The following is a 14,003-nucleotide window of genomic DNA, read 5'->3' on the forward strand; positions in this document are numbered from 1 at the left end:
TAAGACACGCCAATGCAACACCAACATGTACAAAGAAAGGTATTACGCACGATTTGCCCCGATGCAAAAGGGTTGATCGCCAAAATTACCAACATCTGTTACAAGCACCAATTAAACATTGTGCAAAATAATGAATTTGTGGATCACCGCACGGGTCGCTTTTTCATGCGCACCGAATTGGAAGGTATCTTCAACGACACCACGCTGTTGCAGGATTTGGATGATGCTTTACCGCAGGGTTCCATCAGAGAATTACACAGCGCGGGCCGCCGCCGCATTGTTGTTCTGGTGACCAAAGAGGCGCATTGTCTGGGCGATCTGTTGATGAAAAGCGCCTATGGTGGCCTCGATGTAGAAATCGCCGCTGTCATCGGCAACCATGAAACCTTGAAAGTGCTGGTCGAACGTTTTGATATTCCGTTCCAACTGGTCAGCCATGAGGGTCTCACCCGCGAAGAACACGATCGGCAGATGATTGAGCAGATCGATCAATATCAGCCTGACTATGTGGTTCTGGCGAAATACATGCGCGTTCTGACGCCGGGTTTTGTACAACATTACCCGAACCAGATTATCAATATCCATCACTCCTTCCTGCCAGCCTTTATCGGCGCACGTCCTTATCATCAGGCGTACGAGCGTGGCGTGAAGATTATCGGTGCAACGGCGCACTATGTGAATGACAGTCTGGATGAGGGACCGATCATTATGCAGGACGTGATTAATGTCGATCACACCTATGCTGCGGAAGATATGATGCGAGCAGGCCGCGATGTTGAGAAAAATGTTTTGAGCCGCGCGCTGTATCTGGTTCTCACACAGCGGGTATTTGTCTATGGAAACCGCACGGTAATTCTATAAAAAGCGGTTGGCGATGCTGGATTTTGTACAGGTAAACATCGCCCCGCGCAAAAAAACGGCAATCAAATCAATTTCTTCATCACAAGTCTTTACAGAGGCGTTTCATTTGATATGATGCGCCCCGCTTAGCAAGACTCTAGGCGAAAGCAAGGCCAGTGGTGGGGTTCCCGAGCGGCCAAAGGGAGCAGACTGTAAATCTGCCGTCATCGACTTCGAAGGTTCGAATCCTTCCCCCACCACCATTTCAAACGTGCTTCACTTCCGATAACTTCCCTTTCACGTCCATATTCCCGTTGGGGAAGGATGAGAAGCTTCGACCAAGGTTCGAGCCGAGCGCAGCGAGACAGCGTTGCGAAGCAACGACCCGAAGGGCGAGGAACGAAGTGACGAGTAATCCTTCCCCCACCACCATTTCAAACGTGCTTTACTTCCCGATAATTTCCCTTTCCATCCATATTCCCGTTGGGGAAGGATGAGAAGCTTCGACCAAGGTTCGAGCCGAGCGCAGCGAGACAGCGTTGCGAAGCAACGACCCGAAGGGCGAGGAACGCAGTGACGAGTAATCCTTCCCCCACCACCATTTCAAATGTACTTCACTTCCGATAACTTCCTTTCACGTCCATATTCCCGTTGGGGAAGGATGAGAAGCTTCGACCAAGGTTCGAGCCGAGCGCAGCGAGACAGCGTTGCGAAGCAACGACCCGAAGGGCGAGGAGCGAAGTGACGAGTAATCCTTCCCCCACCACCATTTCAAACGTATTTTACTTCCCACTCTCAGCTACACATCATTTCTTCTCAGCTTTCTGCATAGTCTGTTTAATTTGCCCAATCAGTTCGCGGCGGAAATCCCCTAACCGCGGTTTATCGTCGTCGAGCCACGGCAACGGGCGGCATAACTCCATCGCCTTGATACCCAAACGCGCCGTCAATAATCCCGCCCCGATCCCTTGCGCAGCCCGCGCAGAGAGACGCGCAGCCAGATCCTGGGACATCCAGTCCATCCCGACTTCACGCACCAATTCCGATGCCCCGGCAAACGCAATATTCAGCAAAACCAATCTGAAAAGTCGCAACCGGCTGAAATAGCCCAGCTCAATGCCGTAAAGCATCGCAATACGATTCACCAAACGAATATTGCGCCAGGCAATAAAAGCCATATCAACCAGAGCCAGCGGGCTGACCGCAATCATCAACGCAGACTCAGCGGCGTAGCGGCTAATCTCACGACGCGCCTGAATATCCAATGCAGGCTGTACCAGCCTGGCGTACAGCGCGACAACTTCCCGATCGTTATGCGTGTCATGGAGCGAGGCCAGCCAGCGCTGCAATGCCGGGTGACTCTGATCCAATCCGGCCTGACGCGCCAATTTTTCACAAAACTCGCGCCCTTTGCCCAAACCATGGCTATGAAGCAAATCACGGGCAATATCGCGTTCCTCAGCGCGCAGCCGTAACCGATATAACCGCCGCCATTCGGTCACCAATGAACCGACGCCTGCCAGCACAATCATACCGCCCGCTACCGTCGCGCCCAACGCAGTCCAATCCTGCGTCACCCACGCCTGATGAACCCATTGCACCCCTTGTGCGACCACGCTTAGTCCAAACAATGCCAATCCGGCGTTGACCATTTTTCGCCACACGCTGCGGCGGGGTTTTAGCGCGCGCATAATGATGCCTTCTGCACGCCCTTCTTCCTGCTCAGCCTCAATTTCTGGCGCAACAGGATAAAAATTTTCAGCTTCATGCGGCTCGAAGGTCTGGCCTGCACGTAAGATCGGCTCTTTTGGCACGTCTAAAGGCTGTTCAAAATCGATACGCGGTTTTAAAGGTTCGCTCATCGCAACTTATCTCCCAATAAAAACTCCATGACCGAATCCAGCCGGATATGGGGCAACGGTGTATCTACGCTCATTTGCTGCGGACGAAATTGATCAAAATGAAATCCCTGCTTCTGCCAAAACGCTACGCCCGGCAAACGTGCCGGTACTTCACCGGGAAACACGGTCAACGGCGCGCCATCTTCCAGGCGATGACCTTTCAAGGCAGGAATGCGTTGCCCCTGATGTTCAACCATGCCACTTTCTGTCGCCTGTACGGAAGCGAGCCCCACGCAGTCCATGCTGATACCCTCAAAGGCGGCATTCTGCCAAGCTTCCTGAACCAATTGCTGCAAGAGCGACACCAGATTGGCGTGTTGATCCCCGGTAATATGGTCCGCCTTGGTTGCCGCAAACATCAACTTATCAATGCACGGTGAAAATAATCGACGGAAAAGCGTCCGTTTGCCGTAATGAAAGCTCTGCATCAACTGCGTCAACGCCAGCCGCATATCGTTGAACGCCTGGGGACCACTGTTCAGCGGTTGCAGGCAGTCAACAAGGACAATCTGCCGATCAAAACGGACAAAATGCTCTTTATAAAAACCCTTCACGATCGACTGGCAATAATAGTTGAAGCGCTCACGCAACATACCGATATTGGAATGTTTATCGGCTTGTGCCAGTCGCGATTCGCCGAGCGTATTAACGTCGGGCCACGGGAAAAACTGCAGTGCCGGTGCCCCGGCCTGATCGCCCGGCAGCACAAAACGTCCTGGCTGAATAAAATGCAGCCCTTCTTTTTTACAGCGCAGCAGATAATCGGTGTAGGCCTGGGCAATCGCTGCCAATTGATTCTCGTCGGCTGGCGCAAACGGATCGCACTGCTGACAAAGCGCCAACCAGGGCTTGGCCCATTCGGCGCGATCGCCCTGTAGCAAACCCGACATCTGCCGTGACCAGTCGAGGTAATTCTGCTCAAGCATCGGTAAATCCAACAGCCACTCGCCGGGATAATCGACAATCTCCAAATAGAGTGTCGACGTATCTTTGATATGCCGTAACAACGACTCTCCGGAACGGTAACGTATCGCCAGGCGAATTTCACTCACGCCACGCGTCGGTGTCGGCCATGCGGGAGGAGTACCATAAAGGGAGGCCAAACCTTCGTCGTAGGTAAAACGGGAGATACCCAAATCGCGCTGCGGCACACGCTTCACACCCAGCACACGCTCTTCGCGCGCAGCAGAAAACAGCGGCAAGCGTGCTCCGCTGTGAACGTGAAGGAGTTGATTGACCAGTGCTGTTATAAATGCCGTTTTTCCGCTGCGGCTCAGACCGGTCACGGCGATTCTCAGGTGACGATCCATACCGCGGTTAACTAATGAGCTGAGTTCATTTTGTAATCTTTTCATTGCTCTCCTTCGCGAAACGACCAAATACCCGGTTAAGGCCACGCCTCAACAACGGTTCAAGAATCAATGCCAGTAAAAAACGTAGCGGCCCGTGCCTTACCGCGCCCAAAAGACGCGTTGCGACACCCGCCGGACCGTAACTCAGGGCGAGCATCAGGCACAAGCGTGCCACTTTTTTCAGTACTCGTCCGTTACGTGGAGCGGTTTGAGTGTAATAAGACATGGCGTTTTCACCGTGAAGTGCGTTTCAATTTAGCGAAAAGTACGCTTAAAGGGCCATTACCTGCCCGGCTTACCGGCAGGCAATGACGTTATTGTACCTGTGCGGGGCAACTACAAATGGCGAAAGCGACTGCGTACACCGAAAGTTTCTGACGTCACGTAGCGCTCAACATCACGCAGGCGCTGTTCGCTGGCACGTAACTGCCGATCGGCCTCGTTCAGCAGTTGATGCGATGTCACGGTGTGGTGTTCATCGGCAAATCGGCTGGCTGGTGCTGCCTCAAGCACAAAGCTCAAAATGATATAGGCAGCAATGGTGAATATAAACAGTCCAAAGAATAGCGACAGCACGACAATGATTCGCACTAATTTGACAGGGACATCAAAGTAGTGGGCGATACCAGCGCAAATGCCTTTCACCATGCCTTCTTCTGGAACGCGGTACAGTTTTTTATTCGCCAGTGAGTAGGTCATTATGACTGTCTCCAATTCGGATGTTCAGCATCAAGAATCTCTTCCAACGCCTGAATACGATCGCGCATACGCGTTGCATCGCGCGTAAGTTGGGTCAATTGCTGCATTTCCTGCTGACTAAGCTGTGTGCCATTCTGCTGGCGGCTGCTGTAATGTAACCAGAGCCAAATAGGCGCGACAAACAACGCAAAAATAGTTAGCGGAATGGCCAAGAACAGAGCGCTCATTTCATCTCCTTCAATTTATTATGCGGTCGTGTGGGGGTTACCGCCGTAGCGGCAACCCGATACGCCATTTATTCCGGACGCTGCATTTTAGCTTTAAGCGCCGCCAATTGCGCACTGATCTCGTCATCCGCTTTCAGTTCGGCAAATTCCTGATGCAGGTTTTTCTTTTTACCGACGCTTACCGTTTCTGCTTCGGCTTCCATATGGTCGATACGGCGTTCAAATTGTTCAAAACGCGCCATCGCTTCATCAATTTTACCGCTATCCAATTGGCGGCGAACGTCACGCGAAGACGACGCGGCCTGATGACGCAAGGTCAATGCCTGCTGACGTGCGCGGGTCTCATGCAGCTTGCTTTCCAGCTCGGTGATTTCACCTTTCATGCGATCCAGCGTTTCATCAACGGTTCCCACTTCGCGTTTGAGTGTCGTAACCAAATCCAGCAGTTTCTGTTTTTCGATCAATGCGGCGCGGGCCAGATCCTCTTTATCTTTACGCAACGCCAGTTCTGCTTTTTCCTGCCACTCCGCTTGCTGTAACTCGCCGTTACCGATACGGCGAATCAGCTGTTTCTTTTCTGCCAACGCACGCGCAGACGTAGAGCGGACCTCCACCAGCGTATCTTCCATTTCCTGAATCATCAGGCGTACGAGCTTTTGCGGATCCTCTGCTTTATCGAGCAGCGTATTGATGTTGGCGTTTACAATGTCGGCAAAGCGCGAAAAGATACCCATAATAAAATTCCTCTTTGATGTTTACCCAAACCATCGCGGCAACATTACCGCTGATGCATACCCGGAGTAATGACTGCCGGGCTAATGTCGAACCGTCGTATGACTCATGACGTTTCGCGTAACTGAAAGAGTGGAGGCCAATAACCTCGGCGCTCGTTTCTCTGCATAGTCTCTTTCAAGAGTCGTGCCAACTTTTTTAAATAAATATCTTACTGAATAAATAGACTTTTTTATTTTTCACTCTGCTATGATTACATTAGTCCTGATTAATTTAACCAACTATTGGCGAATTTCATCATGAAAGAGATTGATAATTTACTGGGCGAGGCCAACTCTTTTGTCGAGGTTCTGGAACAGGTTTCGCGTCTGGCAAAACTCAATAAACCGGTGCTGGTCGTTGGGGAGCGCGGAACCGGGAAAGAGCTTATCGCCCACCGGTTGCACTATCTCTCCGAGCGTTGGCAAGGTCCGTTTATTTCCCTGAATTGTGCAGCATTGAATGAAAGCCTGCTTGATTCTGAACTTTTCGGTCATGAGGCTGGGGCTTTTACCGGTGCCCAGCGCCGACACTTTGGCCGTTTTGAGCGTGCCGATGGCGGAACGTTATTCCTGGATGAGTTGGCCACTGCGCCCATGCTGGTTCAGGAGAAGTTACTGCGGGTGATCGAATACGGTCATCTCGAGCGGGTTGGTGGCAGTCAGCCACTACAGGTGGATGTCCGGCTGGTGTGTGCAACCAATGACGATCTCCCTGCCCTGGCAGCGGCCGGTAAATTCCGCGCCGATCTGCTGGATCGCCTGGCTTTCGACGTCGTACAACTGCCGCCGCTTCGCCAGCGACTGCAAGACATCATGCTGTTGGCCGAACACTTCGCCATTCAGATGTGCCGTGAACTCTCTTTGCCACTGTTCCCGGGCTTTACCGAGCGGGCACGCGACACCTTGCTGGCCTATTCCTGGCCAGGAAATGTGCGTGAACTGAAGAATGTGGTTGAACGTTCGATGTACCGCCATGGCACCAGCGATGCCCCGCTGGATGCGATTGTGATCAATCCTTTCAATCCGACGACCGACATCGATGACACAATAGAAAGCAATGAAATGTCGAACACAGAGTTGATGCAAGGGGCACTGCCATCCTTGCCGTTGGACGTAAAAAGCTGGTTGCACAGACAAGAACGAATAATGATCCAGCGAGCGCTGGAGCAGGCACGATTCAATCAGCGCAAGGCTGCTGAACTATTGGGCCTGACGTATCATCAGCTGCGGGGAATGCTTAAGAAGCATGCCATGCACATCAGCGAGGAAGAATAAGTCGGATTGAGAGGCCATCTCCACAGGGATTGCCCGCGCGAATTTCAGGCAAAAAAAAGCCAGCACCCGTGCTGGCTAAATAATACTGGAAGCAATGTGAGCAATGTCGTATCCGCAGCAGACCCGTCGTATAAACCGTCCCTGCAGCGGATGGCAGGATGATAATGGTTCTCAGTATCAGTTGTAAAGTGGTTTGTTGAGAATTTTTATCATCCCCATACTAAAGTTATGCGTATAAAGAGTAAGCAATACATTCTCTTTACTGAATGATCCCCCGGTGAATTCTCTTCTGGGGCAGATTTTTAGCCTGAATTTGCCCATAACCCCGACTTTTTGCCGAATCGTTCGCCAGCCAATGATCAGAATGCTGCAACCGATTGGGGTGATCGCCAGAGTGCGATACACTAAGGTATTGCTTACTTAACTTTGAAGCGTTTATGCGTGGTCTAACTCTTTGGATGCTGTCGCTGGGTTGCCTGGCAACATCAGCGTTTGCTGCCCCGGCACCGGTAACAGCAACAACGTCACCTGATATTCGTCAGAGTGGATTCGTTTACTGCGTGAGCGGTGTCCTGAACACCTTTAATCCGCAGATGGCGAGCAGCGGCCTGACGGTTGACACGCTGGCCGCACAGCTTTTTGACCGCCTGCTGGATGTTGATCCCTACACCTATCGTTTGATGCCTGAACTGGCGCAAAGCTGGGAAGTGTTGGATAACGGCGCAACCTATCGCTTCCACCTGCGTAGGGATGTGCCGTTCCAGACGACGCGCTGGTTTACGCCTACACGAAATATGAATGCAGATGACGTCGTGTTCAGTTTCGAACGCGTATTCAATCAGCTCCACCCTTTCCACGCCGTCAACGGTGGCGAGTATCCCTATTTTGAAAGCCTGCAATTCGCCGATTCGGTTCTTAGCGTTAAAAAGCTCGACAACTACACCGTCGAGTTTCGACTCAGCAGCCCGGACGCCTCCTTTCTCTGGCATCTGGCCACCCACTACGCACCGATTCTCTCTGCGGAGTATGCCGAACGTCTGACTCTCGCCGATCGTAAAGAGCGGATTGATCGTGAGCCGATCGGAACCGGTCCGTTCATGTTGGATGAGTACCGCACGGGTCAATATATCCGCCTGGCACGCAATGGTAACTATTGGAAAGGTGTGCCGCGCATGCCGCAGGTGGTGATAGATCTTGGCGCGGGTGGCACGGGCCGCCTGTCAAAACTGCTGACCGGGGAGTGTGATGTGCTGGCTTACCCGGCTGCCAGCCAACTGTCGATACTCCGCGACGACCCGCGTTTGCGCCTCACGCTGCGACCAGGGATGAACGTTGCCTATCTGGCTTTCAACACCCGCAAACCGCCGCTGGATAATGTCAGGGTACGACAGGCCATTGCGCTGGCGATCAACAACCAGCGCCTGATGCAGTCAATTTATTACGGCACGGCAGAAACGGCGGCGTCGATTTTGCCCCGCGCCTCCTGGGCTTACGATAATAATGCGCAGGTGACGGAATACAATCCGCAAAAAGCGCGGGAAACCCTCAAAGAACTGGGTATCGAGAATCTGCATTTTCAACTGATGGTGCCGACGGCCTCACAGTCATTTAACCCCAGCCCGCTGAAAACCGCCGAATTGATTCAGGCTGATTTGGCACAGGTCGGTATTCAGGTGACCATTGTGCCTGTCGAGGGACGTTTTCAGGAGGCACGTCTGATGGAAATGAACCACGATCTGACTCTGACGGGTTGGGCAACGGACAGTAACGATCCAGACAGTTTCTTCCGACCGCTGCTGAGCTGTGCAGCAATCCGCTCACAAACCAACTATGCTCATTGGTGTAATCAGCCCTTTGACGATTTATTGCATCAGGCTTTGCTCTCCCAGCAACTGGCGCAGCGAATTGACGTCTATCAGCAGGCACAGAAAATCCTCGAACAACAACTGCCCGTCTTACCCCTGGCGTCGTCCCTGCGTCTGCAAGCCTACCGTTACGATATCAAGGGCCTGGTGCTCAGTCCGTTTGGCAACGCCTCGTTTGCCGGCGTCTACCGGGAAAGCGATCAAGGAGCAAAACCATGATCATTTATATCCTGCGGCGATTGCTCCTGCTGCTGATTACCTTGATGATGCTCACGCTGGTGGGATTCAGCCTGAATTACTACACCCCGCATGCGCCACTTGAGGGGGCTGCCGTTCTGGATGCATACCGGTTCTATTTTCGCAGCCTGCTGCAGTGGGATTTTGGCGTTTCCAGCATTAACGGCCAGTTGATCAGTGAACAACTGAAAGAGGTGTTCCCGGCCACGATGGAGCTTTGCGTTCTCGCGTTTGGACTGGCGCTGGTAATAGGTATTCCACTGGGGATTATCGCGGGAGTGATGCGCAATAAATGGCCAGATACGCTGATCAGTGCGCTGGCGCTGCTCGGTTTTTCCATCCCCGTATTCTGGTTGGCGCTGCTGCTGATACTGTTCTTTTCCCTGCATCTCGGCTGGTTGCCGGTGTCGGGCCGGCTGGATCTGCTTTACCAATTGAAAACGGTCACCGGACTGACGCTGGTGGACGCCTGGCTTTCTGACTCACCGTATCGTGAGGAAATGATCATCAGCGCGCTGCGGCATATGGTGTTACCGATCGCCGCGCTGGCTGTCGCCCCCACCACTGAAGTTGTTCGTCTGATGCGTATCAGCACGGATGATGTTTTCGGCAAGAATTATATAAAAGCGGCCGCCACGCGCGGGTTATCACGAGTGACCATTATCCGCCGCCACGTTTTGCACAACGCGTTGCCACCGATCATCCCCAAATTGGGGCTACAGTTCTCAACCATGCTGACGCTGGCCATGATCACTGAAGTGGTCTTCAGTTGGCCGGGGTTGGGGAGATGGATCATCAACGCCATTCGCCAGCAAGACTATGCCGCCATTTCCGCCGGTGTCATGGTCGTTGGCACGCTGGTGATTGTGGTGAACGTTCTGTCCGACATATTGGGTGCCATAGCCAACCCGCTAAAACATAAGGAATGGTATGCCCTTAGATAACATTTACCAGGAACAGCGCATACCCAATCCGCTGCGTGATATCTGGCGAATCTTCTACCGCGATGCATTGGCGATGATTGGCTTTTACGGCATGCTGGTGCTGATTTTCCTGTGTCTTTTCGGCCACTATGTCGCGCCTTATGCCCTTGATCAGCAGTTCCTCGGTTATCAGCTACTGCCGCCGTCCTGGTCGCGCTACGGCAATGTCTCTTTCTTCCTCGGTACCGACGACCTTGGCCGCGATATTCTTAGCCGATTACTGTCGGGAACTGCGCCAACTGTTGGTTCTGCGATCATCATTACCTTCGCCGCTGCGCTTTTTGGTACGATTTTGGGGGTGTTTGCCGGTATTACGCGGGGTCTGCGCTCCGCCATCCTCAATCATATCCTCGACACCCTGCTTTCGATCCCGTCGTTATTACTGGCTATTGTGGTCGTGGCCTTCATCGGGCCGAAACTGGAACATGCTATGCTTGCTGTATGGCTGGCGCTTTTGCCGCGGGTGGTACGTACCGTATACAGCGCAGTCCATGATGAGCTGGATAAAGAATATGTGGTGGCCGCGCGACTTGATGGCGCGTCGACCCACGATATTCTCTGGAACGCCATCCTGCCCAATATTGCCGCCGTCATGGTCACGGAGTTCACCCGTGCACTCTCCATGGCCGTGCTGGATATTGCGGCGCTGGGCTTTCTCGATCTGGGTGCGCAACTCCCCTCGCCAGAATGGGGGGCGATGCTGGGCGATTCGCTGGAACTGGTGTATGTTGCGCCCTGGACCGTCATGCTGCCCGGCGGGGCGATATTGGTAAGTGTGTTGGTGATAAATCTTCTCGGTGATGGTATGCGACGCGCGATCAATGCGGGTATAAAATGATGCTGTGGTTGACGACTACGGGAGCTGAATAATGCCATTATTGGATATTCGTAACCTGACGATTGAGTTCATGACCCCCGACGGCCCGGTGAAAGCGGTGGATCGGGTGAGCATGACGTTGACCGAAGGCGAAGTACGCGGTTTGGTCGGCGAATCCGGCTCAGGTAAGAGTTTGATCGCCAAAGCGATCTGTGGTGTAACCAAAGATAACTGGCGGGTCACCGCCGATCGCTTCCGCTTTGATGATATCGACCTATTGAAACTGACCCCGCGCCAACGGCGTAAAGTGGTCGGGCACAACGTGTCGATGATCTTCCAGGAGCCGCAATCCTGCCTCGATCCCTCTGAAAGTATTGGCCGACAATTGATGCAGGCCATTCCCGGCTGGACCTATAAAGGCCGCTGGTGGCAGAGATTCCACTGGCGCAAACGCCGCGCCATCGAACTGCTGCACCGGGTGGGCATCAAAGATCACAAAGATATTATGGGCAGTTACCCTTATGAGTTGACTGAGGGGGAATGCCAGAAAGTCATGATTGCCATTGCGCTGGCGAACCAGCCGCGCTTATTGATCGCCGATGAGCCCACCAATGCGATGGAACCGACCACGCAGGCGCAGATATTCCGACTACTGGCCCGGCTGAATCAGAATAACAACACTACCATTTTGTTAATCAGCCATGACCTGCAAATGATGAGCAAGTGGGCCAATCGCGTAAACGTGTTGTATTGCGGACAAACCGTGGAGACAGCCGTATGTGAAGAGTTGCTTGTCGCACCGCATCATCCGTATACGCAGGCGCTGATCCGCTCCATGCCAGACTTTGGCCGCGCCCTGCCACATAAAAGCCGGTTGAATACCCTGCCTGGCGCGATCCCGTCACTGGAACATCTGCCGATCGGTTGTCGTCTCGGGCCACGCTGCCCCTACGCGCAGAAAAAATGCATTGAAACACCCAGACTGCGTACGGTTAAAGCGCATGCCTTTGCCTGTCACTTCCCACTGAATATGGAGGATCAATGATCGGTGAAACCCTGCTGGAAGTGCGCAATCTGACCAAAACCTTCCGTTACCGCACAGGTCTGTTTCGCAAAATGCATGTCGAGGCCGTAAAGCCCATTAGTTTTACGCTGCGTGAAAAACAGACGCTGGCGATTATTGGTGAGAACGGCTCCGGGAAATCAACGCTGGCGAAAATGCTCTCGGGAATGATCGAACCCACCGCTGGCGAAATGCTGATTGACGATCATCTGCTTGAGTTTGGGGATTATCGCTACCGTAGTCAGCGCATTCGCATAATTTTTCAGGATCCGAGTACCTCCCTCAATCCCCGCCAACGTATCGGTTTGCTGCTGGATGCGCCTTTGCGCCTCAATACTGAACTTGAACCGCACGCCCGGCTGGAGCGCATCAATCAGACGCTGCGGCAGGTCGGTTTGCTGCCAGATCATGCCAATTACTATCCCCATATGCTGGCCTCCGGCCAGATTCAACGCATCGCCCTGGCACGCGCGTTAATCCTGCAACCCAAAGTGATCATTGCCGATGAGGCGCTGGCGGCGCTGGATATGTCCATGCGCTCGCAGATCATCAATCTGATGCTGGAATTGCAGGAAAAACAGGGTATCTCCTACATCTATGTCACCCAACACCTGGGGATGATGAAACATATCAGCGATCAGGTGATGGTGATGCACGAAGGAGAAGTCGTTGAGCGAGGCAGTACCGCCGAGGTTCTGGCGGCACCCTTGCACGATCTGACCAAGCGACTGATTGCCAGCCATTTTGGTGAAGCCCTGACTGCCGATGCCTGGCGGCGCGATGGCGGAAGATACTGAGACTCCCTATTCTCTCCGGGCATGCTAGAATCGCCCGGATTATTAACGCAGGGCGCGTTGGGCGTGGATTTTTTACCCGTCTCGACATCGGCGTCCTGATGCAACAATGACTACAAGGATTATTGCTATGGGTTTTCTTACCGGCAAACGCATTCTGATTACGGGTGTCGCCAGCAAGCTTTCTATCGCTTTTGGCATCGCGACAGCTATGCATCGTGAAGGGGCTGAACTGGCTTTCACCTACCAAAATGACAAACTGAAATCTCGCGTTGAAGAGTTTGCCAAAAACCTGGGTTCCAGTATCGTCCTGCCTTGCGATGTGGCTGAAGATGCCAGTATCGATGCACTTTTTGTTGAGCTGGCAAAAAGCTGGCCAACGTTTGACGGTTTCGTTCACGCCATTGCCTATGCGCCTGGTGCCGAACTGGACGGTGATTACGTCAATGCGGTTACCCGCGAAGGCTTCGCCATTGCCCATGACATCAGTTCCTACAGCTTTGTTGCGATGGCAAAAGCCTGCCGCTCAATGCTGAATCCGAAATCAGGTCTGGTTACACTGAGCTATCTGGGTGCTGAGCGGGCGATCCCTAACTACAATGTGATGGGTCTGGCGAAAGCATCCCTGGAAGCCAACGTCCGTTATATGGCAAATGCCATGGGCCGTGACGGCGTGCGCGTCAATGCCATCTCTGCGGGGCCAATCCGCACTCTTGCAGCCTCAGGCATCAAAGACTTCAGAAAAATGCTGGCGCATTGTGAAGCAGTCACACCGCTGCGCCGTACCGTAAACATTGAGGATGTGGGCAATTCTGCCGCGTTCCTCTGTTCCGATCTGGCCGCAGGCGTTACCGGCGAAGTTCTGCACGTGGATGGCGGTTTCAGTATCGCGGCCATGAATGAACTGGAGCTGGATACCAAAGCAAAAAGCGAGTAATCCCCTCTCGTCGGCAAATTGAAAAGTCCGGCTCCGCAAGGGGTCGGATTTTTTTATGTACGCGATTTTATGTGTAAGTCCGGAGATGCGCGGTATCTGTGAGAAAAGCGCCATTTTTTACCAAGGCTTATGCTTTCTTTAGCTAAACAAATCACATAATTGATTAATAAGGATTTTTATACTTTTTTGCTATGGATTATGGCGTAAGAGTATTTTGTCTGAGGTTCGCTTTCGGGGAGT

The 14,003-nt window shown here is 52.8% G+C and carries 14 protein-coding genes, 1 tRNA gene and 3 other RNA genes; 12 read left to right on the forward strand and 6 right to left on the reverse strand.

Going from position 1 to position 14,003, the window contains the following annotated elements:
- Positions 1-12 precede the first annotated feature (12 nt).
- The 5 genes from purU to DRI82_RS11625 all read left to right on the forward strand — a co-directional run bounded on the left by purU (position 13) and on the right by DRI82_RS11625 (position 1,609).
- Positions 13-861: a formyltetrahydrofolate deformylase gene (gene purU / locus DRI82_RS11605; protein WP_114193788.1), complete on the forward strand. Its 849-nt coding sequence runs from the start codon at positions 13-15 to the stop codon at positions 859-861.
- Between the two features lie 157 nt (positions 862-1,018).
- Positions 1,019-1,103: transfer RNA gene (locus tag DRI82_RS11610), tRNA-Tyr, on the forward strand.
- Between the two features lie 40 nt (positions 1,104-1,143).
- Positions 1,144-1,272, forward strand: a non-coding RNA gene (locus DRI82_RS11615) — RtT sRNA.
- A gap of 40 nt (positions 1,273-1,312) precedes the next feature.
- Positions 1,313-1,441: non-coding RNA, RtT sRNA (locus DRI82_RS11620), on the forward strand.
- A gap of 39 nt (positions 1,442-1,480) precedes the next feature.
- Positions 1,481-1,609, forward strand: a non-coding RNA gene (locus tag DRI82_RS11625) — RtT sRNA.
- A gap of 37 nt (positions 1,610-1,646) precedes the next feature.
- Here the strand turns inward: DRI82_RS11625 and DRI82_RS11630 are convergent.
- The 6 genes from DRI82_RS11630 to pspA all read right to left on the reverse strand — a co-directional run bounded on the left by DRI82_RS11630 (position 1,647) and on the right by pspA (position 5,753).
- Positions 1,647-2,702 (reverse strand): YcjF family protein, encoded by a 1,056-nt coding sequence (locus DRI82_RS11630; RefSeq protein WP_114193790.1) that lies wholly within the window; start codon positions 2,700-2,702, stop codon positions 1,647-1,649.
- The gene (locus DRI82_RS11635; RefSeq protein ID WP_114193792.1) at positions 2,699-4,096 is read right to left on the reverse strand and encodes a YcjX family GTP-binding protein; all 1,398 of its coding nucleotides are present in this window, start codon (positions 4,094-4,096) and stop codon (positions 2,699-2,701) included. The genes DRI82_RS11630 and DRI82_RS11635 overlap by 4 nt, the downstream gene beginning before the upstream one ends.
- Positions 4,077-4,319 carry a phage shock protein PspD gene (locus DRI82_RS11640; protein WP_114193793.1) on the reverse strand — a complete coding sequence of 81 codons (243 nt, stop codon included), beginning with the start codon at positions 4,317-4,319 and terminating at the stop codon, positions 4,077-4,079. Before DRI82_RS11640 ends, DRI82_RS11635 begins: the two co-directional genes overlap by 20 nt.
- Positions 4,320-4,429: 110 nt before the next feature.
- Entirely contained in the window at positions 4,430-4,792 is a 363-nt protein-coding gene (gene pspC / locus DRI82_RS11645; RefSeq protein WP_114193794.1) for an envelope stress response membrane protein PspC, read from the reverse strand.
- On the reverse strand, positions 4,792-5,019 hold the full coding sequence (gene pspB / locus DRI82_RS11650) for an envelope stress response membrane protein PspB (protein WP_114193796.1): 228 nt from the start codon (positions 5,017-5,019) through the stop codon (positions 4,792-4,794). Before pspB ends, pspC begins: the two co-directional genes overlap by 1 nt.
- Before the next feature lie 68 nt (positions 5,020-5,087).
- The gene (pspA, locus tag DRI82_RS11655; RefSeq protein WP_114193798.1) at positions 5,088-5,753 is read right to left on the reverse strand and encodes a phage shock protein PspA; all 666 of its coding nucleotides are present in this window, start codon (positions 5,751-5,753) and stop codon (positions 5,088-5,090) included.
- Positions 5,754-6,050: 297 nt separating this feature from the next.
- Between pspA and pspF the strand changes: the two genes are divergently transcribed.
- The 7 genes from pspF to fabI all read left to right on the forward strand — a co-directional run bounded on the left by pspF (position 6,051) and on the right by fabI (position 13,763).
- The gene (gene pspF / locus DRI82_RS11660; protein ID WP_114193800.1) at positions 6,051-7,067 is read left to right on the forward strand and encodes a phage shock protein operon transcriptional activator; all 1,017 of its coding nucleotides are present in this window, start codon (positions 6,051-6,053) and stop codon (positions 7,065-7,067) included.
- Between the two features lie 437 nt (positions 7,068-7,504).
- On the forward strand, positions 7,505-9,151 hold the full coding sequence (sapA, locus tag DRI82_RS11665) for an ABC transporter substrate-binding protein SapA (protein ID WP_114193802.1): 1,647 nt from the start codon (positions 7,505-7,507) through the stop codon (positions 9,149-9,151).
- Positions 9,148-10,113 (forward strand): putrescine export ABC transporter permease SapB, encoded by a 966-nt coding sequence (gene sapB, locus DRI82_RS11670; protein ID WP_114193804.1) that lies wholly within the window; start codon positions 9,148-9,150, stop codon positions 10,111-10,113. The genes sapA and sapB overlap by 4 nt, the downstream gene beginning before the upstream one ends.
- Entirely contained in the window at positions 10,100-10,990 is an 891-nt protein-coding gene (sapC, locus tag DRI82_RS11675) for a putrescine export ABC transporter permease SapC (RefSeq protein WP_114193806.1), read from the forward strand. Before sapB ends, sapC begins: the two co-directional genes overlap by 14 nt.
- A 31-nt stretch (positions 10,991-11,021) precedes the next feature.
- Complete coding sequence (gene sapD / locus DRI82_RS11680; protein ID WP_114193808.1) at positions 11,022-12,014, forward strand: putrescine export ABC transporter ATP-binding protein SapD; 993 nt, start codon at positions 11,022-11,024, stop codon at positions 12,012-12,014.
- Positions 12,014-12,829 (forward strand): putrescine export ABC transporter ATP-binding protein SapF, encoded by an 816-nt coding sequence (gene sapF / locus DRI82_RS11685; protein ID WP_114194143.1) that lies wholly within the window; start codon positions 12,014-12,016, stop codon positions 12,827-12,829. Before sapD ends, sapF begins: the two co-directional genes overlap by 1 nt.
- Before the next feature lie 127 nt (positions 12,830-12,956).
- The gene (gene fabI, locus DRI82_RS11690) at positions 12,957-13,763 is read left to right on the forward strand and encodes an enoyl-ACP reductase FabI (protein ID WP_114193810.1); all 807 of its coding nucleotides are present in this window, start codon (positions 12,957-12,959) and stop codon (positions 13,761-13,763) included.
- Positions 13,764-14,003: the final 240 nt, after the last annotated feature.

Source organism: Edaphovirga cremea, assembly GCF_003332275.1.
Lineage (GTDB): Bacteria > Pseudomonadota > Gammaproteobacteria > Enterobacterales > Enterobacteriaceae > Edaphovirga > Edaphovirga cremea.